Origin of the sequence: Paenibacillus sp. FSL H3-0329 (assembly GCF_037963285.1) — a bacterium.
Taxonomy (GTDB): Bacteria; Bacillota; Bacilli; order Paenibacillales; family Paenibacillaceae; genus Paenibacillus_AQ; species Paenibacillus_AQ odorifer.
Genome location: NZ_CP150150.1, coordinates 6,642,997 through 6,666,882, shown reverse-complemented (window position 1 = coordinate 6,666,882; position 23,886 = coordinate 6,642,997). Strand labels below are relative to the sequence as shown.

Here is a 23,886-nt window from a genome sequence, read left to right as displayed (position 1 = left end):
TCCTCTCCTGTCTAAGACCGCAACCCTTGGGCAGGAAGGTTTTGAATAATGCCATATTTTTTAGTGATATTTCCATTAGATCAATCGAACTTGCTTTTATTGTATTTATTTGACTGCGCCAGATTGAATGGTCTTACTTAGCGATTTATGATACTATTTACTCCTATATAGAAAGAGGACGTGAGCTAATGATCAACATAACGATTCCAAAAGCGGATGTTAGTATTACTAAACAAATTAACCCGCAGTTAAGCAATATTTACGGATTTACGGACTTTCACCTGATTCCGAGAGATTACGGCGGTATCTTTATGTTCTACAATGATCAGGATGAGTTGTTGTTTGTAGGTAAAGCGAGAAAGCTAAGACCAAGAATTAAAAAACATTTTGAAGACACCGTATCTGACATCAAGCAACATCGGGACGAGGTCACCAGAATTGATGTGTGTTTGATCGAAAGTCCAGTTCATAGAGAGATCTACGAAACCTATATCATTAATGAACTGAAATCTAAATACAACGTAGATAAAGTGATGTTTAGATAAAAGTAAGACCCAGGCACCGTCCACGTGATGGTGCTTTTTTGTGTTCTGAGAATAGTTGCGAATGAAATGGAAGTAAAGGTGCACAATATACAAGATATTCAAATCCATCACTGTTCACAAGGAGATAGGTCATATTGAAAAATAAGTATTTGATGTTGAAGCTAACCTTATTGTGTATGTTTCTGGTTGTAAGTGTTACACCTACAATTGCTGATGCTGCAGCGGCTAAAGAGAAAAAGAGCTCCCACAAGCAATGCTTAACCCCTTCCGTAATTGAGCTTAAGGATAATCTTAGGAAGTTATGGATCGATCATGTGGTATGGACAAAAAACTACATTGTTAGCGCCTTTGCAGATTCCGAGGATAAGGAGAAGGTACTGGCAAGGCTGTTACAGAATCAGCAGGACATAGGGGATGCCTTTAAACCGTATTACGGTGAGGCAGTTGGAGATAAGGTAGCTCAATTATTGCGGGAGCATATTCTTATTGCCGGAAAAGTCCTAGATGCTGCGAAGGCTGGAAATCAGGCCGATGTGGAAAAATACAATAAAGAGTGGTATACCAACGCCGATGACATTGCCAAGTTCCTTAGTAGTCAGAATCCCAAATATTCTTATGAACAATTAAAGGAAATGCTTCATGAACATCTGGAATTGATTACTGATGACGTGACGGCTAGAGTTAAAAAGGATTGGGATGCCGAAATTGTCGCATTTGATAAAGGGCTGGAGCATATGATCATGTTCGCAGATATCTTAACCGAGGGATTGATCAAACAATTTCCCGATAAATTCAATTGAAATCAAAGCACCCGAAGGGGTGCTTTTTTTATTTTGCAGAAGAAAATAGGTCTTTAGGTGCATTTCAGAAAGTTAGATATAAAGGCTCACTTACATACAAGATAAGTAAACTATAATAGACTCGTGGGCACTCGACATTTTTTGACATTTTTTTATAATTGAGGTGATAAAATCGATGATTTCCCCCTTTTTTAAAAAGAAAGATTCAGTGGATAAGCAATCCAAGTCGGATATGGTTCAAAAGGTACAGTTATTAGATGATCAGGTCGAAGAAATAGAAGAAAAGACCTCGGACGAGACTTTAGCTGGATTGGTTACGACAGGCAAAGCTCAGCTTGATAAAAAATCACTCGATTTGATCTTCTCCGTGGAGCAGATTATTCAGGCCAGACAACATGCGGAGACCAATATTAATGAGCTTCAGGATCGGTTGACCCATTCCAGCAGTCATGTGGAGCGATTAAACCGGGATATGAAAAACCTTAATAAGGTCATTGAGGAAAGAGAAAAGAATGTCCGCGAGCTTGAGCATAAGTTGATTGAGAGAAATTTGAAGGTCGATCAAGTGCTGGAGGATTACCGCGAGCTTCAAACTGCGCTCACAGCTGAGATCGAGGAATTAAAGAGTACCATTGAGCTGGAGCAGCAAAAATATGTAAATCTGATTCAAAAACATAACGAAGCCCATGCAGAGAAACTTAAAAAGATGAATGATCTGGAAGAGAAAATCGGACGGGTTGAGATTGAGAATGCACATTTAAAACAGAAGTACGATACGATTCGCCAAGAAAAGGCGTATCTCTCGGGTATGATCAGCGATTTCACCAATCGGATGACGGTTCCTTTTGGGAGTGGCAGTAGTCTGACGGATCGAAATGATGGAAACGGAGATACATAGGATTCATGGCATCTAAGGAACCGGACACCATTCTAATGATTGAGTTACTGTCGCTTGAGCATGAACAGGCCGGTTATCAGATTGAGGTAGGTCTAACCCGTAATGTTGGGTACGCAAGAAGCAAGCTCACCATAGATGAATTTACATACGAACAATTGAAGGCGCTAGGTCCCTTTTCCGGAGGGAGAATGAGATTGTCGCTGTATCCGAAGTGGGATCCTTTTCGGAATAGTTACTACAGCACACTGATTATAATGAACAGAGCATACAGCGAAACATTGTATTTTGCCTGTTCTGAATATTATGTAACCCAACTTCTTCAATTAAAGCAGCAGGACTATCCTCAAGCAGAAGAGGAGAGGGTAGTTCAGACCATGCTTCCCTCTACAGAACCAGGGCATAGGATAAGCAGAAAGAAGACCAAACGAATTGGACTGGTTGCACTGCTGTGTCTCATGTTCGCTTGTTTGATATTTGTGTTACCTCTGCGAATGGATGGACAACTCGTAGATAGTGCTGAAGCGCTGGAGGAACCCGTATTAGGGGCCGACTCTGAGCCATTACTTTCGGTGCCGTTCGTTACCCTTGCGCAGACGATATCGGTTCATAACCAGCAAGCCGAGCCTACACCAGAACCTTCGGCCCCTCCTCAGGAACAGACATTGCCGTACGAAAAGTATGAATTACCCGAGAATGAATTTTTGTATAGCTTGCCAAAGGGTTACGTTGCCTTGTCATTTGATGATGGACCGTCAAAGTATACGAAAGAGATCGTAGATATTCTAGTAGAACATAAGGTGGCTGCCACCTTTTTATTCATTGGGAATAAAGTAGCTCATAATGCGGAAGCCGTTAGGTATGCTGATGAGCATAAGATGTCGGTTGGGAGTCATTCGTGGGATCATAGCAAAATGACTGCTAATAGCGTTGAGGAGAACCGGAATAACTTGGCGAAGACTAATCAGGCGCTGGAGCAAATTACACAATCGCCGATTACTATTTTTCGGCCGCCATATGGGGCGATCAATGACAAGTTAACCGCCAAGGTGACGGAACAGCAGATGAAGGTATTATTGTGGAATCGTGATCCCGAGGATTGGAACGTCAAGAACCCAGAGGATATTCTTCAATATGTTCATCATGCCGATCCGTCCGGCGGAGTCTATCTATTTCACGAAAAGAAGATTACTGTAGAAGCTTTGCCTGCTATCATTAAGTATTTTCAAGAGAAAAACCTGAAATTTGTTGTGTTTAAATAGAATCAGAGAATCCATGTTATTGCAGAATAAAAGTGGCTGTTACAGGGTTATGATCACTGTGTTCGAAGGATAACTCATGACCCTGTACGCCGCTTATGCTGACGTTTGGTGAGACTAGAAAGCCATCAATCACTGCGCGGAAATTCACACCTTCTGTATAGGCAACATCGAGCGTCCGGACGGAGGGTACCTTGGCATCTACAGCCCACTGAAAGCCCTGTTGAAAATGTTCAGGGAATTCTTGCAGCCATTGCGGCCAATCCTGCGTTGTCTCGAAAGCATCAGGAGCTGTACCCGGAAGGGAATGGTTCCAATCTCCCCCTAAGATGAGGTAATTCCCTTTGTCATTCTCCTTCTTGATATAAGCCGATAAATACTCCAATTGCTGTTTGCGAATCGTTCCGCCTTGGTCAAAAGCTGATAAATGAAGATTGACTAGAATCAGTTCTTTTCCATTATCAACGGGGAATCTGCTCTCCACAAAAGCACGGTCGAGATCAAATTGTTGGCGAGGCCAGGTTTCTTTGCCCGGGAGATCATATCTAATATTACTTGTGCTGTTAAAACGGGATAAAGTTAATAAACCGCTGTTCACCGAGCCCATCGGATCAAGAACTGGAAGCGGTACCCAAGGTACCTTGTAGTTGGTCGCGAAAACATTGCTGTAATCAGCGAACTTATTCGACAAGAAAGAGACTTCATCTATACCGTTGCTACGGGAAGAATCGACGTCGACCTCCTGCAACATGAACAGGTCCGAGTCTGTAGTTGTCATAAGGGACGCTACGGCCTCAAGGTTTGTCTTCGTTTGTTCCCTACTGCTTGAGCGTGACTTTGTTCCGCCATCCATAAAGAAATCTTGGCCTTTATCCAACCCGGCGTAGCCAATATTAAAGGTGGTTACCGAGAAGGACTCTCCCTGCTTCAGTACTTGCTGCGGATTATTGTTTACAGTAAGGGTAGTAATCTCCTGTGGTTTATAGTCAGTGAGAGTAATATACACTAAAAAACCGCCAAGGATTAGAACGGCAGCTAGAAGAGTGAGGCTGATTGCTTTTATTCTTGTTGAACCCATATGATTCCATCGCTCCTTAGATACATGTTCATAGAACAGACTTTAATGGTGTAAACTTCGACACAACCCAATAACTCCCCTTGTTTTAATAAAAAAAATTTGAGACAATGAGTAGTGATGGTCTGAACTTTAACGTTTTGAAAAGAGGATAACGAATGAACATAGAATCCATTTATGGATTAACTTTTGATCAACTGGCGGCATGGCTGTTAGAACGTGGACATAAAAAGTTTCGGGCTACGCAGGTCTGGGATTGGCTTTATCGGAAGCGGATTACAGACTTTTCGGAAATGCTCGATGTAAATAAAGATTGTGTAGAATTATTAGAGCAGAATTTTGTCATTCATACCTTGGAAGAACATGTGAAGCAGGAATCTGCGGATGGAACGATTAAGTTCCTGTTCCGCCTAAAGGATGGCAACCTGATCGAGACAGTGCTTATGAGACAGAAATACGGCTTGTCTGTATGTGTAACCACGCAAGTGGGCTGCAATATCGGCTGCAGCTTCTGTGCAAGTGGGCTATTGGCGAAGAGCCGGGATCTCTCCAGCGGAGAGATTGTGGAGCAGATTATGAAGGTCCAGCAGCATCTGGATGCGGCGAACCTGGATCAAAAGGTCAGTCACGTCGTAGTGATGGGCATTGGCGAGCCATTCGATAACTTCAAGAACCTTCTCGATTTCCTGGCGATTGTCAAAGATCACAAGGGACTAGCAATTGCGGGTAGAGGGATTACCGTATCAACGAGCGGATTGGCTAACAAAATCGTTGAATTTGCGGATGCGAATACGCAGGTGAACCTGGCGGTTTCTTTGCATGCCCCTAATAATGAACTGCGGACGCAGATCATGAAGATTAACAAGGCCATTCCAATAGAGAAGCTAATGGAGTCTATAGATTATTATTTGGAGAAAACCAAGCGGAGAATTACGCTGGAATACATTCTGATGAAGGATGTAAACGACGGCAGAGAGCATGCGCTTGAACTGGCCGAGCTGATTGGCGATCGACGCCCGCTCGTCAATGTGAATTTGATTCCTTATAACCCGGTGGATGAACACAGCCAATATCAAAGAAGCGAGCGGGAGACGGTGCGGGCCTTTTTTGATACCTTGAAGAAGCAGGGTGTCAGCGTAAGCACTCGTCTGGAGCATGGTGTGGATATTGATGCTGCCTGCGGACAGCTGCGAAGCAAACAAATCAAGAAATCCAAAGCCATGGCTTGATGGACTACCTCGACAACAATATGTTACTTTTTGTGATACAATGACGTGGCAGGTATTAGGAAAAGAGGTTGATTGAGTTATGTTGACATTTACGGGCTACAATGTGGAGAATGTAAAAGATCCTTTCGGTATACTAACCGGTAAACGGTATGAATTTGTCGTTCAACTGGACGTTCCAGAGGATGATGAGCTGTATGTAGAGAACGGAGTATCCGCTAGAGCGATTATTAAGGTGGATGAAGATCAAGTCAGCATCGTAAGTTATGATCTACAGGAGACAACTTCAGGTCAACTGCTCGATTTCGATATGGAAGAGGACGAGGAAGAAGCGTTACTCCTTTTTTGTAAAGAGCATTTGCCAGATTAATTAAGCAGCATTGACCTCCTTGCCCAATGTTCAATTGTGGCAGGGATTTTTTTAAAATATAAGCATTTATATGTTCAAGCTGTAAATTATCTAAATAGGAGTTGTATACATGTCTAATGAAGAAGTGTTCTTGACCAAAGAAGGGTTGGCTCAATTAGAGGAAGAGCTGAAGGAATTGAAAGGCGCAGGGCGTAAGGAATTGGCGGCACGGCTTAAATTGGCGATCAGCTATGGAGACTTGAAGGAAAATAGTGAGTACCATTCGGCCAAGGACGATCAATCGTTCATGGAGACTCGTATTATGATTCTGGAGAAAATGTTGACCAAAGCCAAGATCGTGGATGAGAGCCAAATGGATCTGTCAAAGGTTAGTATGGGTTGTATTGTTATTCTGAATGACATCGAATATTCGGAGAAGATCGAATATAGAATTGTTGGAGCTGCTGAGGCAGATGTTCTTAATAACAAGATTTCCTATGAAAGCCCGCTAGGCAAGGAATTGCTGGGTAAAAAGGTCGGCGATATTGTTAGTGTAAATGCACCGATGGGCATCATTAAATATGAGTTGCTTGAGATCAAAATGATGTAACAATATACCGAAAAGCTCTCAACCCTTTGTAAGGGTTGAGAGCTTTTTTGTTGGCATGATAGGTTTTGGCTATGAGGTATATTGATTTCATATCTTAGACGTTCTGCGCTGTTACGCTTATAGTTTGAAGTAACCTACAGCAGAGGAGTTCTATTCATGATCCAAAGTGTGTTATCGACGTTATACCAAGTCATCGTGCCTTTGTCCATTCCTGTGATCGTGGGTGCGCTGCTTGGGCGGTTTAAGAATCTGGATACGAAGCCGTTATTGACGCTTTATCTATACTTTTTAACGCCGGCAATTATTTTAAATACATTGGCTACTGCCGAGATATCCATGAATGATATTTATAGGACGCTCGCCTTTTCGCTTCTAAATCTAATCTTCTTATGGGCGATTGCGAATATAGTCGGAAAATTATTGAAGCTAGATCCATCCGAAGTATCCGGTCTGACCTTGATTTCAACGTTTACGAATAGCGTGAATTATGGACTTCCGCTGGTGTTGCTAGCTTTCGGACAGCTTGGTCTCGATAAGGCCTCTGTATATGTGATCGGACAGATGATTATCGTGAATACGATAGGCGTTTATTTTGCAGCAAGATCTCAGTTCTCGGTAAAAAATGCAGTAAAATCGGTCTTTTCACTTCCTGCCATTTACGCAGCTCTGTTGGCCCTTCTTCTCCGTATCTTTGGCCTGCATTTGCCGGCAGAGGTGGCTACAGGGGTTGCCTTGGTAGCTGGAGGATATTCGCCGGTGGTACTGGCGATCCTTGGCGCACAGATGGTTAAAGTGAGAACCATGCCATCCGCACGCAAGGGCCAGTCTACTTTTTGGACAGGGATGTCGATTCGATTAATCTTAGCGCCGCTAGTGGCTTACCTCGGATTATCGATCCTGCAAATTACCGGGACCTTGTTCTCTGTGCTGCTAATTTTGGCTTCTATGCCAGTTGCCGTCAACGCCGTAGTGTTAGCCGAGCGCTTTAATGCCTCACCGGAGCTGGTATCCAAATGTATTTTGTGGACGACGCTTGCTTCGTTTCTCGTGTTGCCGGTGCTTATAGTGTTAGTGCAAGGTGCGTAAGCCCTTAGAAATCAAAATGATCTGGGTCTGGACCTACCCGTTGATCTTGGTTGAGAGAGTTAATTAGAGTCATATCCTCGTCAGATAAATTGAAATCAAACACGTCTACATTTTCGATGATCCGGTGTTCTTTAGTAGACTTAGGAATAGTGATAATCCCACGTTGCAGGTCCCAACGGACAATAACTTGAGCGACGGATTTGCCATGTTTGGCGGCAATTTTTTTCAGTACAGGCTGATCGAACAATTGACCTTGCATTAATGGAGACCAAGCTTCTAATTGGATTCCTTGCTCTTTGCAGAAGTCTAGCAGCGCTTGCTGATTCAAATAAGGATGTAATTCAACTTGATTGACCATAGGCTTAATCTCAGCATCCTTCAGTACATCTTCAAGATGGTGAATCTGGAAGTTGCTGACCCCAATGGCTTTTACCCGGCCCTCTTTATACAATGTTTCAAGCGCTCTCCAAGACTCTTTATATTTTCCTTTTACAGGCCAGTGGATAAGGTACAAATCCAGGTATTCAAGTCCGAGTTTAGCTAAGCTAGTCTCGTAGGCGGCGATGGTCTCTTCGTAGCCCATATCTGCGGTCCAGACCTTTGAGGTTACGAAAAGCTCTTCTCTGGACAAGTTGTTCTCTTGTAGAGCCTCTTGGATGGCTTGTCCCACGCCTGTTTCATTCTCATAAATTGCGGCAGTGTCAATGCTGCGGTAACCGTGTTTAATAGCGGACTTGATCGCTTGTATCAGTTCTGCGCCTTCTTCTACTTTAAATACGCCAAGCCCTAGCCAAGGCATATTTACACCGTTGTGTAATGTAGTTGTATCCTGTAGATGTTGAGCCATAATAAAGTAACCTCCTAAGATATTTAAAAGTTTGTTTGGGTTGTTAATGGACTGCTGTTTAAGCAGCTTTAGTCTGGAGAGGAGCCTCATCTTTCTTCTCCAGAGCACGGCTCCATGCCGTCAGTAATACTGCGGACAGAACCATGATTGCACCTACCCAAGTGGTATGAATCAGTCCCATATGATCTGTGACGATGCCGCCAAGGTACGCACCAATGGCAATACCAGCGTTAAAAGCAGCAATATTTAATGCAGAAGCTACATCTCGTGCACTTGGCGCATATCGATCTGCAAGCGTAACAACATGTACTTGCAAGCCGGGCACGTTCATGAAAGCTAACAGTCCCATAAAGAAGATCGTAATCAGTGCGGCAACCTTATAAGGTGCGGTAAAAGCTAAGACAAATAAGACGACAGCTTGGACTGCAAACATATAGAATAGAGCATTCATCGGTTTGCGGTTGGCGGCTTTACCTCCAATCACGTTCCCGATGGCAATCGCAATGCCGTATACAAGCAAGATTACGGCGACTGTATTCTCTTTGAAGCCGCTGATCTCATGCAGAAGGGGCGATAAATAAGTAAAGACTACAAATGTGCCCCCATAGCCCAAAGCTGTAATCGCGAAGGCAAGCAGTAAACGCCCATTGGTGACCAGCTTAACTTGCTCACGAAGGGGTGTGTGGGTACCTTTGCGCAGCCCGGATGAAGGAACAAGGATCAGATTGCCGATGAGTGCTATAAGCCCGATAGCAATAATAGCAACAAATGCAGCACGCCAGCCGAGTTGTTGGCCAAGGAACGTACCTAGCGGAACGCCAGTAACAGTAGCTACTGTAAGTCCTGTGAACATGATGGCAATGGCACTGGCCTTACGATCCTCAGGCACGAGGTCGGCGGCAATGGTCGAAGCAATCGACATGAACAAGCCATGGGCCAGTGCGGAAATTACTCTCGCGATTAACAGCAATGTAATCCCGTCCGCAGCCGCCGCAAGACTATTGCCGATAATAAAGACGATCATAATGCTTAGCAGTAAGGTTTTGCGCGATATCGACGTGGTTAGCGACGTTAAGATGGGTGCGCCAAAAGTTACTCCTAAAGCGTATAAAGTAACGGTCAACCCGGCTGTGGTTACCGGTATATGCAGATCCGTGGCGATTAGAGGCAGCAGCCCCACACTGATAAACTCAGTGGTACCAATGGCAAAGGCACTAATGGCTAGAGCTAAGAGCGCCAAGGTGCTTCTTCTTTTATCTAAGGACATTTCTTTCACTCCTACGCTGTGTTAATCACCGGCCGGTAAGTGCTATTATGAAGAGATATGTCCATTAAGTATAGTACGTACTTTAAAGTGCTATAGGTACTAAAAAGTACCTGTAACGCAACTCACCAAACCCAAAAAAAGCATGGGCGCCCTGATCTCGTCGGGTTTGCCCATGCTTTTTGTTATACTTGTTATATAGTCCCGAAAGGGTTAACGAGACCGTTGTTTGAGGTGGCGCCGTTTAGTTGTGCCTTTGTTAGTGGCGTGCCCACCCGATCCTCCACCAACCGCCTGTTGCTGTCTTGTTCCTGGACTTTCAATAGCGGAGTTTGTTCCACCGGTGCTGAACGTTCCGCCTCCGCTTGCTACCTGAGTTGCGGAGGCATTCTGGCTCCGTTTAGGCAGTTTAACCGTCTGGGTATTGATAACGACCACAACTTCTTTGCGATACGGATATAATAAGAGGGGCTTAGCTTTGCCGCGTTTGTTGCCCCCACTGCCTAGGTTAGTCGCATCACCGCCTGCGCCGACACTTTGTTGTTGGCGTGTATAGGGAGAAGCAATGGCGGCATTATTGCCGCTTGCGCTGCTGCGTCCTGCACCGCTTGCAATTTGTGTAGTGTTGGGGGCGTTCGTATATTGATTGTTGATGACAAAGATTAATCTGTCCACTCCGTGGAGTGGGGTCCTTGTAATTATGCGCCGTTTTCCTTTTTGAATAATGACAACGATCCGGTCTCTTTTATAGGCCACCCATATTCACTCTCCCATACTTTGACTTCATTAACATTAATGCAGATGGGGGGATTAAGTGATGAATACGGGTGGACCACCTCGAAAAACAATCATTTGCCTAAGTTGCTGCCTAATAATCGGTTTATTTATTCAAAGCTATATTTGATCCCCCATTGCTCCCGGACATTGCTCATAATGTCCATGACATCCAAGGAGAGGTCGAGGGTCTCTTTATGGCTTTTATCTGCAATATACCGCCGCATATCTTCAATCTCGTATTGTAAAGCCTTGGCTGTATCTCCAGCCTCAATCGTCTCTACTGTGCCATCCAAATATTGAATGGTGGCTTTGCTGGCCCGCGGGAAATTGTCTACGGTAATAAATCCGAGTTCTCCTGCAACCACGCCTCGTTTAGGCATTTTGGAGCGCATTGTAAGGGAGATTACCGCCATTTCATCTGCAGCATTGTTAAGAATAATGCCGGATTGCTCGTCCACTCCTGTCTCGAATCGTTTTACCGTAGTAAGAATCTCATGGGGCTGTTTGGACAGGAAGAATCTTGTGAAGGACAACGCATACGTCCCAATATCCAGCAGTGCTCCGCCCGCCAGATCTTTGCTGAAGAAACGGTTGTTCACATCATATTCTTTATGGCTGCCAAAGGAGACCTGCACCATTTTGGGGCGCCCAATGATGCCGTCATCAATGAGCTGCCGCAGTTTCTTATACAGTGGCATATGGTAGATGGTCATAGCTTCGGCCACAACCAGATCCTTTTCAGCGGCAAGTCGGGTGACCTCTTGAAGTTGTGTGCTGTTCACTGTGATTGCTTTTTCGCAGAGAACATGTTTGTTATTCTGTAAGCTTTCAATGATGTATTCATAATGATTGCTATGTGGCGTAGAGATGTACACTACATCAATTGCGGGATCCTGCAGCATTTCACTGTAACTGCCATAAGCTTTCGTGGCTCCATATTGATTAGCGAATTGTTGTGCTTTCTCTAAGCTCCGCGATCCAACCGCATACAATGTTTCCCCCGTTTCATTCAGCGCAGCCGCAAATTCGGCAGCTATACTTCCCGGACCTACAATTGCCCACTTTAAGGGATTCATTTCCAGCACCTCACCTGTTTGGATTGTTTGTTTTTATTTAGAGATAACCTTGATTCCATCTGAACCATTCATCTCCATAAAAGTTTTGATATTAAGCACATTTGTGCAATATAATGATAAATGTGCAAAACAATCGTCTACAGTATAGCGGGGGGTTCTAAATCCGTCAAACTGTTGAATATAGCGGGGGCGTTGTAACATGGATCGAAAAGAAGATAAGAAGCTGCTCATTAAAATAGCACAAATGTATTATGAACAGAATTTAACGCAGAGTGAAATCTCTAGCAAACTTGGTATATATCGTACCACCATCAGCAGGATGCTAAAGAGGGTACGTGAAGAAGGTATCGTTACAATAACTATTAATTACGATACTGGCGATCATTTTACATTGGAGCAGGAGCTGAAGGAGCGGTTCGGGCTACGGGAAGCCATTGTTGTGGAGGTAGATCCTGCACAGTCCAGTACGATTAAACGCAAAGCTATAGGACAAGCCTGTGCGAGATGGCTCGAGCAAGTGCTTAAGCCGAAAGATACGATTGGGTTTTCTTGGGGAAGCAGCTTAGCTAGCGTTGTAGAAAGCCTAACACAAGCCCAGAGACCTTTTGTAACCTGTGTACCTACGGTTGGCGGCCCATCAGGAAAGATGGAGAGCGGGTACCATGTAAATAACATCTGCTATCAAGCTGCCCTGAAATGGGGTGCGCGCTCGTTAATGATTGATGTTCCAGCGATCACGGAGCAAAAGGAAACTAGAGATCAACTGATGAATTCGCAGTATTATCAGACCATTGCGAAGGCGTGGGACCATCTGGATATCGCTGTGTTCGGCATCGGATCACCGGAAATGAAAGGGGAGGAGGCGTGGCGCGGATTTTATGGTGATGCAGTGATTGCTGAGCTGGAGAATGGAAAGGTTGCTGGTGATATCTGTTCACGATTCTATGATGGCAACGGGATTCCCGTGCATACCGGAATATCGGATAGAACGCTGACTATTGAGCTGGAGCAGATCAAGCAAGCTCGGTATTCGATTGGTGTAGCGGAGTCACTTGAGAAGGTTACAGGGATCCGTGGTGCGCTAAATGGGGGTTATATGAATGTGCTTGTAACGACCCAAGAAACAGCGCAGAAGATATTGGAGTAGCAACTACTAAATGTAAACAATTGAATTTCGTGAAAATAACCTGAAAATGGCATGCAAATCGCTTAAAATTTTGCTTGTAAGCACCAGACAGAGCGTGTAAGATATACAAGGTATTCATATCGAACATTTATAAAAATATAAGTTTCACATTATACATTATCCTTATATTTGCTTATCAACTCATATAATCTTGGGAATATGGCCCATAAGTTTCTACCGGATAACCACTGTAATTATCCGACTATGAGTGAAATAGCGCATCTAGGGTTCCGCTTCCTGACTATGGAAGGACTGGACCGAGCGATGCGGACACTATGCAGTGTTACACCACTAAGGGACAAAAACCCAGAAGGACAAATTCACTTGAGAGAAACGACTCAAGGGATTTGTCCTTTTTTTGTTTTTAATTCAGAAGGAGAGATCAAGTTTACTATGAAGGTACTTCAAGAGCGCATCAGACAAGAGGGTCTTATTTTATCAGATACGGTACTAAAGGTAGATTCATTTCTGAATCATCAGGTGGATACGGAGCTTGCCTTACAAATTGGACAGGAGTTCAAGCGGTTGTTTGGACATTTGCCTATCACTAAGATCATCACTATTGAAGCGAGTGGCATTCAATTTGCCATGGCTACGGCCATCGCCTTAGGCGTACCGTTTGTATATGCGAAGAAAAAGAAAGCAGTGACCTTATCTGAAGCGGCCTATTCCGCGCCGGTACATTCTTTTACACGCAAAGAGGATTATATGGTTAGTGTCTCGCAAAAATATATCGGACCAAGCGATAAGGTGCTTATTGTAGATGACTTTTTGGCTACTGGTGCTGCTCTTGTTGGACTGGTTGATATCGTGCAAGAGGCTGGCGCTGAGCTCCTTGGCGTTGGTTGTGTGATTGAAAAATGCTTCCAAGAAGGCCGGAGTCTACTCGAGGATAGAGGGATAGAAGTCCATGCTTTAGCCCGGATCACATCTATGTCACCAGGTGAAATTCACTTCATTGATAATGAAAGTTCAAAAGAGCCAATCAAGGAGAGTGCGAGATGTTAAGCAAGAAAAAAGTATTTGCGTTAGGATTTCAGCATGTACTGGCGATGTATGCCGGAGCAGTTGTTGTACCGCTGATCGTAGGGAACGCGCTGAACCTGAATGCCACCCAAATGGCCTATCTTATCGCAGCTGATTTGTTTACTTGCGGATTAGCTACTTTGCTGCAGATTATGGGCACTAAGTATTTTGGCAGCAGGCTGCCGGTTATTCTTGGATGTACCTTTACGGCAGTAGGGCCGATTATCGCTATCGGCAGTGCCAACAATTTGGCGACGGTGTATGGAGCAATTATTTTATCTGGTTTATTCGTGGTACTGGCGGCCCCCCTTTACGGGAAGCTGCTGAGGTTTTTCCCAACGATAGTAACGGGCTCAGTCGTGACCATTATTGGGTTATCTCTTATTCCTGTAGCTATGAATAGCGTAGCTGGCGGAGAAGGCAGCGCTGATTTTGGGAATCCCCGCAATTTGTTGCTTGCACTGATCACGCTGCTGGTCATTTTAGCGGTTAACCGTTTTACTACAGGATTTCTTCGCTCGGTCTCTGTCTTGATAGGTCTTTTAGTGGGTACAATTATTGCTTATGGAATGGGCATTGTTAGTTTCTCTACAGTAGGTGAAGCCTCTTGGGTAAGTGTTGCACAGCCTTTCTACTTCGGATGGCCTCAGTTCAATCTTACGGCTATTTTCACTATGATCATTGTTAATATTGTTAGTATGGTGGAGTCCACAGGTGTTTACTTTGCGATTGGTAAAGTAACGGATCAGAAAGTGGAACAAAGGCAGATCGTAAACGGGCTGCGTTCGGAAGGTTTGGCGATTATGCTGGGCGGGATCTTTAATGCATTTCCGTACACAGCATTTTCGCAAAATGTAGGATTGGTCTCGCTAACTCGGGTCAAAACTCGTAATGTTATTTTTGCAGCAGGCGGGATTATGGTTGTGCTTGGATTACTGCCTAAATTGGCGGCTCTGACAACGGTTATTCCCAATGCCGTACTGGGTGGAGCGATGATCGTGATGTTCGGATCGGTTGCTGTTTCCGGGATGTCGATTCTGTCAGAGGTAGATCTGCGTAAGGATGGTAATCTGCTGATTGCCGCTTGTAGTATCGCTGTTGGTTTGGGTTCGGCAACTGTACCTGCGATGTTCGATCAATTGCCTGAATTCGCCCGGATGCTGCTGCAAAACGGTATCGTATCCGGTTCCCTTACAGCGATTGTGCTGAATATCTTCCTCTCGAAGACAAAGGATAATGTTCTGGCAGAAGATCCTGCTGCCCCTGTTCTAACGAAAGAAACACAAGTCTCATAATACGTTTAATTCATGTTAAAAGACCAAGCTCTGGTGTGATGAAACCTAAGCTTGGTCTTTTTCTCATGCTCAGTGCTTGTGCATATGCACAAAAAAATAGGTTGTCCCGTCAATATTATTGGGTTTGTAAGCGCAGTATACTCAGTTTAGAAAGCGTTATCAAATTACACACTGTATAGTGTCAAATTCTTATACTAGGGGGCAACTAGAGATGGAAGGCACAGTAATTAACTGGATGGGCGCAATTGCGGGATTGATTCTGGCCGTCGTATTGATTTTCAAAAAGGTTAACCCGGTCTACGCACTCTTTTTAGGCGCGATTGCTGGAGGAATATTAGGCGGGGCATCCATTGCAGAGACAGTACAATATATCATCGACGGAACGAATAGCGTTATGGGTGCAGTTGTACGTGTACTCGCGGCAGGTGTGCTGGCGGGGGTATTGATTGAATCTGGGGCAGCCGAACGAATGGCCGAGACCATAGTAGATAAGCTTGGTGAAAAGAAAGCGTTATTATCTATAGCGCTGGCTACTATGATAATTACAGCAGTGGGCGTATTCATCACAGTCGCTATCATTATTGTCGCTCCAATCGCTTTGTCCGTAGGTAAGAAGATCGGCATTTCCAAAACCGCTTTGCTGCTCGCACTGGTCGGTGGCGGTAAAGCCGGTAACATTATTTCACCGAACCCGAACACCATTGCCGTAGCTAAAGGCTTTGATGTAGATTTGGCTCAGGTCATGATTCATGGATTCATCCCAGCCGTTGCGGGTCTGATTGTCACTGTTATTATTGCTAATCTGTTAGTCAACAAAGGTGTAAAAATTGCAGAGGGCGACGTTGTAACTAAAGAGGAAGACAGCACTAAGGTTAAACCTAGCTTTGGCCGTGCTATCGTCGCTCCAGTTGTCGCTATTTTGCTTCTAGCCATTAACCCAATCGGAAATATTCTAAATATCGAATTACTGAAATCATTTAAAGTCGATTCTATGATCATCTTGCCTCTTGCCGGCATTATTGGATTGATTGCTATGAAACAAACGAAGAACATCATTTCTTTTACAACCTCAGGGTTAAATAAAATGACAGGTACAGCCATTATCCTGATTGGTGCTGGTGCTATCGCTGGTATTATCTCGAAATCGGATCTGAGCGCTACTGTTGTAGATGCAATAACGGCTATGGGGATTTCCGGAACGTTCCTTGCTCCAATTGCAGGGATCCTGATGGCGGCTGCTACAGCATCAACCTCTACGGCTTCTATCGTGGCTGCCGGATCATTTGGTCCCGCTATTCTTTCGATGGGCACAGCGCCGCTAAATGCAGCAATTATGGTGCACACCGGGGCTACAGTTATTGACCATCTGCCACACGGTAACTTCTTCCACGTGACCGCAGATTCCGTTAAGATGAACATCAAGGACCGGATGTCACTGATTCCTTATGAAAGTCTCGTGGGTCTGACGATGGCTATCGTCGCCACTATATTATACGGCTTCATCCTATAATTTATATTTGCAACTAGAAGGGACGGATATTCTATGAATAAAGACTTTGTCATCGTATTGGCACCGGATTCTTTCAAGGAAAGCATGACAGCCAAAGAAGCTTGTGAAGCCATGGAAAAAGGCATTCATAAAGTAAATTCTAATATTACTTGTATTCATGTACCCATGGCAGATGGCGGCGAAGGAACGATGCAGTCCTTGGTCGATGCAACGGAAGGTACAGTATATATAACAAAAGTTAAAGGGCCACTGGGCAATGAAGTTAGCGCATCCTACGGAATCACAGGAGACGGGCTGACAGGGGTGCTGGAAATGGCTAGTGCGAGTGGCATTCAGCTGGTATCCCCTGAGACACGTAACCCATTGATTACAACCACCTACGGGACAGGACAATTAATCAAAGCATGTCTGGATCGTGGGGTCAGCAAGCTGCTGATTGGCATCGGTGGCAGTGCCACCAATGACGGAGGCGCCGGGATGGTGCAGGCATTAGGCGGCAGGCTGCTGGATGCCGAAGGCAATGAGCTGTTATTTGGTGGTGGTGAGCTTGGCAAATTAGCCCGTGTTGATCTGAGTGGATTTGACCCTCGCCTGAAGGATGTACAGGTTGAAGTGGCCTGCGACGTTACGAATCCATTATGTGGTCCGACCGGGGCTTCTAATGTATTTGGTCCGCAAAAAGGGGCTACTTCAGATATGATCAAACAGCTGGACAGTAATCTGCATCATTATGCGAGTGTCATCAAAGAGCAATTGGGTTTCGATATTATAGATATGCCTGGAGCTGGTGCAGCGGGTGGACTTGGGGCAGGACTGGTAGTGTTCTTAAACGGAATATTAAAAAAGGGCATTGAGCTTGTGATCGACTATACTGGACTTGAAGAAAAGGTGCAGCAGGCGGACATGGTGTGGACCGGGGAAGGAAGCATCGATTTCCAGACCCAATATGGCAAGACCCCGCTTGGCGTTGCTGAGGTAGCTAAGAAATATAATAAACCCGTACTGGCCTTCGCGGGACGGATCGGCGATCAGACGGAAGTGCTGTATGATAAAGGGATCGATGCTATTTTTGGCATTATGCCAGGCGCAGCTTCATTGGAGGATGCTTTGAATAAAGGGCAAGAGAACCTGGAAAGAACGGCTGAGAATGTAGCTAGGTTAGCCATGCTGAACCAAGGAAGCTGATTGAATTATAGAAGGTGATAGAGGGGCTGACTGAACGGAGTCAGCCCCTTTTTTCTTTTTTAAGGTAGAAGCTTTCTGAGTAGAATATAAAGGAACAGGAGGTACAGTCATGAAGATATCGAAATCACTCGCAGGACAAATAGCACAAGAAATGATGAGCGTAGTTCCTTATAACATTAATGTTATGGATGAGAGCGGCTTTATTGTAGGGAGCGGAGATCTAAAACGGGTCGGAACTTTACATGAGGGAGCGAGAATAGCCATTCAAAGTGGGCAGGTCTTTGAAGTGTACGAGGATGGCAGCGGCATGAAGCCGGGGGTGAATGAACCCATTATTATAGATCATAAAGTTTTGGGTGTGGTAGGTATTACGGGACATCCAGATGAGGTTAGGCCGTTTAGTAAGCTGGTCAGAGTCACTACTATATTACTTATTGAGCAGGAAGCAAGGAACAAGCTGGAACAGGATGAGCGAGTAAAACGTGTGAAATTTTATCATGAATTGTCTTATCGTAAAGAAGCATATGATCTTGAGTTTCTGGAACGGGCGGGCAGCTATGGGCTTGACCTTAAGAAAAAATGCTGGGCGATCCTTGTGGAAGGTGATGTGAACGGAAAAGAATTCAAAAATGTATTTAGGTCTTATCCACATTATTGGAATTTGGAGAATGATAAGGCGGTTTTTTTCATAACGGATGCTTTTCTTTATAAAGAGCTTATAGGAAAACTAAATTCATGTACGAATGTGGGGCGAATAGGTTCTGGCGAAGCGGCGGAGTTAGCTGCTTATTCACTTGAACAGGCCCAGGCGGCGATTAGTGTTGGCAGCAGAGTCGACCCGCTCAAGAAACTGTACACTTATGAGGAACTAAAATTCTTGATTCATCTCTCTTATGACGGTGCTGAACGGCCCGGAACGATTTATGCTCTGCTGGATCAGTCGGGCGATAAGACAGGCCTGATTGAAACGCTGCAAGTATTTATTGCTGAGAATGGGGACCATAATCGTACTGTACAGAAGCTGAATATTCACCGAAATACACTGAACTACCGGCTTAATCGCATTCATACATTGACGGGCAAAAATCCACGCAACTACATGGAGTTGTTTGAATTGTTGTGCGGATTGATGTGGCGGAAGTAATTTAAATCCCCCTATTCCAATTGCCATCCTGATTTTATAGGCATAAACTTAGATAAGCTTGTATAGATAAATTAGGACAGGGATGGATAGGAATGAATGATAAAGTAGTAATGAATGATAAAGTAGTCATGCCATTATGGACCATGTGCCTTTTTATCGTAGTGATGAACACAACGATGTTTAATGTATCACTTCCAACCATTATTCAGGATCTCCAAATTTCTGCTGATCTAGGTTCATGGGTAATTTCGAGCTATTCGATTGGATATGCTTTATCGACGGTTATTTATAGCCGCTTATCAGACGTGGTGCCGATTCGGAGACTTTTGACCGTTGGCTTAATTACTCTTGGGTTAGCCTCAGTGTTTGGATTATTTGCGCATGACTTTAATACATTATTGATAACGAGAATAGTACAATCTGCCGGCGCGGGTGCGATGGCTGGATTGGGTCTCGTACTGGCCAGCCGTTATGTACCTATTGAAAGACGTGGTGCGGCTATCGCCATGATCTCCGCAGGGAGTGCAATGGCCTTTGGGTTGGGCCCTATTTTCGGTGGCGTCATCAGTCAGTATTTTGGCTGGAATGGGTTATTCGGAATTACTTGCCTTGTGCTTGTTGTATTGCCAGTGCTGCTGCGGTTATTACCTAAGGAACAGCCTCAGCCTGCAAGCTTTGATGTTATTGGGGCGGCGTTGACCGTTGTAAATGCGGCAAGTCTGCTGGTAGCCGTAACTACCCAATCTCTGGTATGGTTAGCAGTGGGCATAGTATCTATTATCGTGCACGCTTGGTATTTGAAGAAGGCGAAGGAATCCTTTATTAACCCGCAGCTGCTAAAAATGCCGGGATACTTGAAGCTAGTTACCATAGGCTTTTGTATTCTGGTGCTGAACTTGGGGAATTTGTTCCTGATGCCGCTTGTGCTCGCTAATCTGTTTGGTAAATCCGCGTTGATGATTGGTTTGTTTATCGCACCTGGTGCGTTATTATCCGCATTTCTTACCCGTTTTGTTGGACGTTTTATTGACCGGTATGGCAACTTGCGCTTCTTAATCATAGGACATTGTATCCTTGCCGCTGTTATGGCTGCATTTGCGCTGAACCTTTCTGTATCTCCTGTAGTTCTTCTGCTTGGTTATCTTTGCTTCTCTCCTGCCTTCTCGGCGACAATGGCATCCTTAAATAATGAAGCTTCTCGGGTTCTTCCGCGAACTTGGATTGGTTCAGGTATGGGGCTTTTACAACTGATTCAGTTCTTTGGAGGTTCTGTATCTGTTGCGGTCTGTGGGCTGTTGCTGCATGCTCAGCGTGATCTTGCGCCGGCAAAAGCATATGAGCATGTATACGGACTGTTGCTTCTTGTCAGCTTGTGTTCGTTAGGAGTTCTCCTTTTATACAGACGTTCTTATTCCAAAAGTAATACTGGGCAATCTATACAAGCTTAGAACTGAAACGAAAAGGTGATAAAAACGTATCAGATGCTATAGCAGATATAAGGAAGGAATGGTAATAATGGATAACGGGATGAGTGTAGTTTTAATCGAAAAAATGCCAGAGGGTGATCTGCGAGTAATTGAAGAGCGTACGTGGAGCATGAATATGATAACTGCACTTGAACATGTCAATTATATAGTGGTGGGCAGTAAGGAATATGAAGCGGTTGAAGGACGGCTGAATGTGGATGAAGGCAAGCTGGAGCTTTTGCTTGTTCCGATGCACACTGAGGGATAGAAGATCATCAGGGAAGGAGAACCTTACGATGGCTAAAGAAGAAAGGGATAAGGAATTGCCTGCATCAAAATTATTTACCGCCGATGGCAAACCCATCCGTGTATTATCAACATCGCTAGGCATAGCCTTATTAGCGAATGCTATGTTTATTCCTGGCGGAGCGGGGGCTAGCGCGAATACTTCTGCGGGCGAACCACAGCTAGTCTCTTGGTCTAATGAAGAGGTTAAAGCTTATTTTGATAAAAATGTGGATTGGAATATTCCCTACCCCGAAGAAGGTACGAAAGAGGTAGAGGAGCAAGGCCAAGGCGTAGTAACTTCAAACGGGACAACTGTAGTGAATAACTATGGCGGTTATCATTCAGGTTTTGGCTGGACGGATTTGCTTCTGTATCATATGTTGTTTAACAGCGGTGCCAATTACTCCTCCAGAGGATGGGCTAAGGACCGTCCTACCTATTATGGAGGCACGAGAACCACTTATAAACCACCTACTTATAGCAGCGAAAAGTTTCAGAATAAAAAGGTGCCCGGTTCTGTAGTGAAACCTAAAACCTCAACCTCATCCACGGGTTCCATCACGAGAAGGGGTTCCTCTTCGAAGACCGGAATCGGGGGCACTTCCAGTGGCTTAAACTCTTCGAAGAACTCTAAATCAAGCTCAGGCTCGAAATCTTCATCGAGATCAGGTTCAAGCAAGAGTGGTTTCGGCGGATGAGTGATCAGCAGAGCGTGTTTGAGATCCTGGATTTGTCTGATCTGGAGCGGGGCCCACGGGTACAAGCGCTGTATGAGCTTGGGTTCACTTGGGCAGATCTAGAGGAAGAAGAGTATTGGATGGATGCAATAGCTGTGATGCGCAGCGACATTTACAAGGAGCTTGAGGAAGCCTCCGCAAAGCTTTGGGCTATCCTCGATAAGGCGGTTCGGTATATACATCTAAAACGCGATTTGTATGAGCTACTGGGCATTCCCCCTGTTCTTTGGGAGATGCTTGATGGGTCTCCTATTCCGGAAGAAGGCTTAATCAGCCGGTATGCAAGGTTTGATTTTGCGATAGCTCATGATGGAACCATCAAGCTTCTGGAACTGAATGCCGATACACCTACAGGTTATGTGGAGGCTTCCATAGCAACACCTTGGATCTGTGAACAGGCGGGTGTGGCTAGTCCAAATCATGCGATGAAGGAACAACTTGCCGCAGCATGGCAGATAGAACGTCCAGATACCGCAGCTTGTGTTGCTTATGGGTCCCATCTTGAAGATTCAGGTACGATTGAAGCCTTGGTCAGACATAGCGGACTTACTATTCAGTGTGTGGATTGCCTCGACCTGTGGGTCGATGAGGGCATTCTGAAGGATGGGGAGGACCGGGTGATACAGCGGATGTTTGCTCTATATCCTAAAGAGTGGATGGCCGTCGATGAAGGTGGAGATGCACTTGCCTATGCCGTTGAGCAGGGAAATCTTCAGCTTTTTAATGGACCTCACAGTATCCTGTTGCAGTCTAAGGGATTGATTGCAGCTGTGTGGGGAATGTATGAGCTTGGCTTATTATTTGACAATGAAGAGCGTGAGGCGATCTCACGTTATATTTTGCCGACTTATAATAAGCCTGTGTTCTCTGGCAGCTTTGTGTCCAAATCTGTATTTGGCCGCGAAGGCGGTTCTGTACGTCTCTTTGACGATAGTGGAACTCTGGAAATTGAGGACGAAGAGGGTTATGATAGCAGTCAGCTTTTTCCCTCTGTATATCAAAAAAGAGCTGAACTAGCCCGAATACACACCGCCGAAGGTGAATTCCACCTACTGACAGGCATGTTCGTCATTAATGGGAAGCCGTGTGGGCTGCTCGGCCGGGCTGGCGGACTGATTACGGGCAATGCCAGTCATTTTATCGCGTTGGGAGTGAGATAGTTGGATAAAAGTAAGGCTATAAACAAGTCGTCTACTAGATTAGTAAAGGCCCGGATCGGCGCTTTATGTATGATGCTTCTAACGGTGCTGCTGCTTAGTGCATGTTCCAGTAATCAGGGGAGTGTGTTTGATTCAGGCACTGCCGAAACTTCTGACAGTGTTGCACGGGTACCTTGGGATTACCGGGTTGTGGAGAGTACTGTAGGTGATCTAATTGGCAGCGATATGACGGTGTTGCCGGATAATGAGCTGCTGCCGAATGATGAGAATTATGCTACTGGCGATAAAATATGGACATTGCAGTTCATGGACGCTGAGCTGATCACAGATGCTGACCAGCGCAATGAAGTCCGCCTATCTTCCTGGACGACCATTAAATCGTATCCCGATGAAAAAACAGCAGTAGAGGACCTTACCAACCTTAAGGTATCGGTAACTACGGATGTTGATCTTGTAGGAGTATACAAGACAAAATATAATGAGAAGACAAGAAACTTTGCCGTCCTTGAGCTGCCTTCCGGCAACCGGATCAAGCAGCCGATAGACGATGAGCGTTATGCAGCATTAGAGAAAGAAAAGACCGCTTCCGTAGTCCTTGAGGAAGTACATGATTTCGCCGATTATGACTCGGCATATGCGAAATTTCGGGGGTGGGCAAAGTGACGATTGTTGTTAATTTGATAGTCAGTATATTTGTGATTATTCTTCTGCAATTGTTGGGTATGGTTATCTTTGGCTTGATGACCCCGTTCAAGGATATGGAAGAGCTGAAAAAAGGGAATGTGGCTGTAGCTCTAGCGCTTGGCGGCAAATTTCTCGCCACAGCAATTATCATTGGAGTAGCGGCGTATACGAATACCTCTATTCTGCATATGATCATTTGGTTTGCTGTCGGTTATGTGTGCCTCATCGCTGCTTACTGGATTTTTGAATTGGCGACACCAAGCTTTAAAATTTCAGAACATCTGGAAAAAGGCAATGTGGCAGTAGGCACTATGCTCTGCTTGGTGTTTATCGGCACAGCGTTTGCAGTCAGCAGTTTGATTGTTTAGTTCAAAAATCGCAGATGGACATGGATAA

At 44.8% G+C, this 23,886-nt stretch carries 25 protein-coding genes and 1 riboswitch; of the genes, 20 read left to right on the top strand and 5 right to left on the bottom strand.

All coding sequences use genetic code 11. The features are described 5' to 3' along the window. Nucleotides 1-188 precede the first annotated feature (188 nt). The 4 genes from NSQ66_RS29430 (at nt 189) to NSQ66_RS29415 (ending at nt 3,502) form a co-directional block, all read left to right on the top strand. Nucleotides 189-545, top strand: a complete 357-nt coding sequence (locus NSQ66_RS29430; protein WP_036682230.1) for a nucleotide excision repair endonuclease — start codon at nt 189-191, stop codon at nt 543-545. Nucleotides 546-679: 134 nt separating this feature from the next. Then, the gene (locus NSQ66_RS29425) at nt 680-1,345 is read left to right on the top strand and encodes a glycosyltransferase (RefSeq protein WP_170914151.1); all 666 of its coding nucleotides are present in this window, start codon (nt 680-682) and stop codon (nt 1,343-1,345) included. 175 nt (nt 1,346-1,520) lie between these two features. After that, the gene (locus NSQ66_RS29420; protein WP_036682228.1) at nt 1,521-2,243 is read left to right on the top strand and encodes a hypothetical protein; all 723 of its coding nucleotides are present in this window, start codon (nt 1,521-1,523) and stop codon (nt 2,241-2,243) included. Between the two features lie 5 nt (nt 2,244-2,248). Then, nucleotides 2,249-3,502 (top strand): polysaccharide deacetylase family protein, encoded by a 1,254-nt coding sequence (locus NSQ66_RS29415; RefSeq protein WP_076099743.1) that lies wholly within the window; start codon nt 2,249-2,251, stop codon nt 3,500-3,502. Between the two features lie 16 nt (nt 3,503-3,518). Here the strand turns inward: NSQ66_RS29415 and NSQ66_RS29410 are convergent, their stop codons facing one another. Continuing rightward, on the bottom strand, nt 3,519-4,577 hold the full coding sequence (locus NSQ66_RS29410) for an endonuclease/exonuclease/phosphatase family protein (protein ID WP_076140633.1): 1,059 nt from the start codon (nt 4,575-4,577) through the stop codon (nt 3,519-3,521). Nucleotides 4,578-4,732: 155 nt separating this feature from the next. Between NSQ66_RS29410 and rlmN the strand changes: the two genes are divergently transcribed. From rlmN to NSQ66_RS29390, 4 genes are all read left to right on the top strand, one after another. Beyond that, complete coding sequence (gene rlmN, locus NSQ66_RS29405) at nt 4,733-5,803, top strand: 23S rRNA (adenine(2503)-C(2))-methyltransferase RlmN (protein WP_036682223.1); 1,071 nt, start codon at nt 4,733-4,735, stop codon at nt 5,801-5,803. Nucleotides 5,804-5,882: 79 nt separating this feature from the next. Beyond that, nucleotides 5,883-6,170 carry a DUF6509 family protein gene (locus tag NSQ66_RS29400; RefSeq protein ID WP_076140634.1) on the top strand — a complete coding sequence of 96 codons (288 nt, stop codon included), beginning with the start codon at nt 5,883-5,885 and terminating at the stop codon, nt 6,168-6,170. 109 nt (nt 6,171-6,279) lie between these two features. Further along, entirely contained in the window at nt 6,280-6,759 is a 480-nt protein-coding gene (gene greA / locus NSQ66_RS29395; protein ID WP_036682220.1) for a transcription elongation factor GreA, read from the top strand. A 156-nt stretch (nt 6,760-6,915) separates the two neighbouring features. Then, nucleotides 6,916-7,845, top strand: a complete 930-nt coding sequence (locus tag NSQ66_RS29390; RefSeq protein ID WP_076140636.1) for an AEC family transporter — start codon at nt 6,916-6,918, stop codon at nt 7,843-7,845. A 4-nt stretch (nt 7,846-7,849) separates the two neighbouring features. On the opposite strand, the gene NSQ66_RS29385 is transcribed toward NSQ66_RS29390, so the two are convergent. The 4 genes from NSQ66_RS29385 to NSQ66_RS29370 all read right to left on the bottom strand — a co-directional run bounded on the left by NSQ66_RS29385 (nt 7,850) and on the right by NSQ66_RS29370 (nt 11,809). Then, a complete protein-coding gene (locus NSQ66_RS29385; protein ID WP_076105089.1) occupies nt 7,850-8,692 on the bottom strand; it encodes an aldo/keto reductase in 843 nt (280 codons plus the stop codon). 58 nt (nt 8,693-8,750) lie between these two features. Further along, entirely contained in the window at nt 8,751-9,959 is a 1,209-nt protein-coding gene (locus tag NSQ66_RS29380; protein ID WP_038573785.1) for an MFS transporter, read from the bottom strand. A gap of 210 nt (nt 9,960-10,169) precedes the next feature. Further along, on the bottom strand, nt 10,170-10,682 hold the full coding sequence (locus tag NSQ66_RS29375) for a hypothetical protein (protein WP_244886541.1): 513 nt from the start codon (nt 10,680-10,682) through the stop codon (nt 10,170-10,172). Between the two features lie 158 nt (nt 10,683-10,840). Next, the gene (locus tag NSQ66_RS29370) at nt 10,841-11,809 is read right to left on the bottom strand and encodes a Gfo/Idh/MocA family oxidoreductase (protein WP_076140638.1); all 969 of its coding nucleotides are present in this window, start codon (nt 11,807-11,809) and stop codon (nt 10,841-10,843) included. 199 nt (nt 11,810-12,008) lie between these two features. Between NSQ66_RS29370 and NSQ66_RS29365 the strand changes: the two genes are divergently transcribed. From NSQ66_RS29365 to NSQ66_RS29310, 12 genes are all read left to right on the top strand, one after another. Beyond that, nucleotides 12,009-12,956: a sugar-binding transcriptional regulator gene (locus NSQ66_RS29365; protein WP_036682209.1), complete on the top strand. Its 948-nt coding sequence runs from the start codon at nt 12,009-12,011 to the stop codon at nt 12,954-12,956. A 160-nt stretch (nt 12,957-13,116) separates the two neighbouring features. Further along, a riboswitch (purine riboswitch) is annotated at nt 13,117-13,220 on the top strand. Between the two features lie 168 nt (nt 13,221-13,388). Next, nucleotides 13,389-14,003 (top strand): xanthine phosphoribosyltransferase, encoded by a 615-nt coding sequence (locus NSQ66_RS29360; RefSeq protein ID WP_076140820.1) that lies wholly within the window; start codon nt 13,389-13,391, stop codon nt 14,001-14,003. Beyond that, nucleotides 13,997-15,316: a nucleobase:cation symporter-2 family protein gene (locus NSQ66_RS29355; protein ID WP_076140640.1), complete on the top strand. Its 1,320-nt coding sequence runs from the start codon at nt 13,997-13,999 to the stop codon at nt 15,314-15,316. Before NSQ66_RS29360 ends, NSQ66_RS29355 begins: the two co-directional genes overlap by 7 nt. Nucleotides 15,317-15,527: 211 nt before the next feature. Continuing rightward, a complete protein-coding gene (locus NSQ66_RS29350; protein WP_038573777.1) occupies nt 15,528-16,826 on the top strand; it encodes an SLC13 family permease in 1,299 nt (432 codons plus the stop codon). 33 nt (nt 16,827-16,859) lie between these two features. Next, complete coding sequence (locus NSQ66_RS29345; RefSeq protein WP_076140642.1) at nt 16,860-18,011, top strand: glycerate kinase; 1,152 nt, start codon at nt 16,860-16,862, stop codon at nt 18,009-18,011. 109 nt (nt 18,012-18,120) lie between these two features. Continuing rightward, a complete protein-coding gene (locus NSQ66_RS29340) occupies nt 18,121-19,155 on the top strand; it encodes a sugar diacid recognition domain-containing protein (RefSeq protein ID WP_076105081.1) in 1,035 nt (344 codons plus the stop codon). A gap of 92 nt (nt 19,156-19,247) precedes the next feature. Further along, entirely contained in the window at nt 19,248-20,603 is a 1,356-nt protein-coding gene (locus NSQ66_RS29335) for an MFS transporter (RefSeq protein ID WP_249267650.1), read from the top strand. A gap of 79 nt (nt 20,604-20,682) precedes the next feature. Beyond that, nucleotides 20,683-20,889 carry a hypothetical protein gene (locus tag NSQ66_RS29330; RefSeq protein ID WP_232061479.1) on the top strand — a complete coding sequence of 69 codons (207 nt, stop codon included), beginning with the start codon at nt 20,683-20,685 and terminating at the stop codon, nt 20,887-20,889. Between the two features lie 28 nt (nt 20,890-20,917). Next, nucleotides 20,918-21,607: a hypothetical protein gene (locus NSQ66_RS29325; protein WP_036682194.1), complete on the top strand. Its 690-nt coding sequence runs from the start codon at nt 20,918-20,920 to the stop codon at nt 21,605-21,607. Continuing rightward, nucleotides 21,604-22,806: a glutathionylspermidine synthase family protein gene (locus NSQ66_RS29320; RefSeq protein ID WP_036682191.1), complete on the top strand. Its 1,203-nt coding sequence runs from the start codon at nt 21,604-21,606 to the stop codon at nt 22,804-22,806. Before NSQ66_RS29325 ends, NSQ66_RS29320 begins: the two co-directional genes overlap by 4 nt. A 69-nt stretch (nt 22,807-22,875) precedes the next feature. After that, nucleotides 22,876-23,469 carry a hypothetical protein gene (locus NSQ66_RS29315; protein WP_232061559.1) on the top strand — a complete coding sequence of 198 codons (594 nt, stop codon included), beginning with the start codon at nt 22,876-22,878 and terminating at the stop codon, nt 23,467-23,469. Beyond that, entirely contained in the window at nt 23,466-23,858 is a 393-nt protein-coding gene (locus tag NSQ66_RS29310) for a DUF350 domain-containing protein (RefSeq protein ID WP_038573772.1), read from the top strand. The genes NSQ66_RS29315 and NSQ66_RS29310 overlap by 4 nt, the downstream gene beginning before the upstream one ends. Nucleotides 23,859-23,886: the final 28 nt, after the last annotated feature.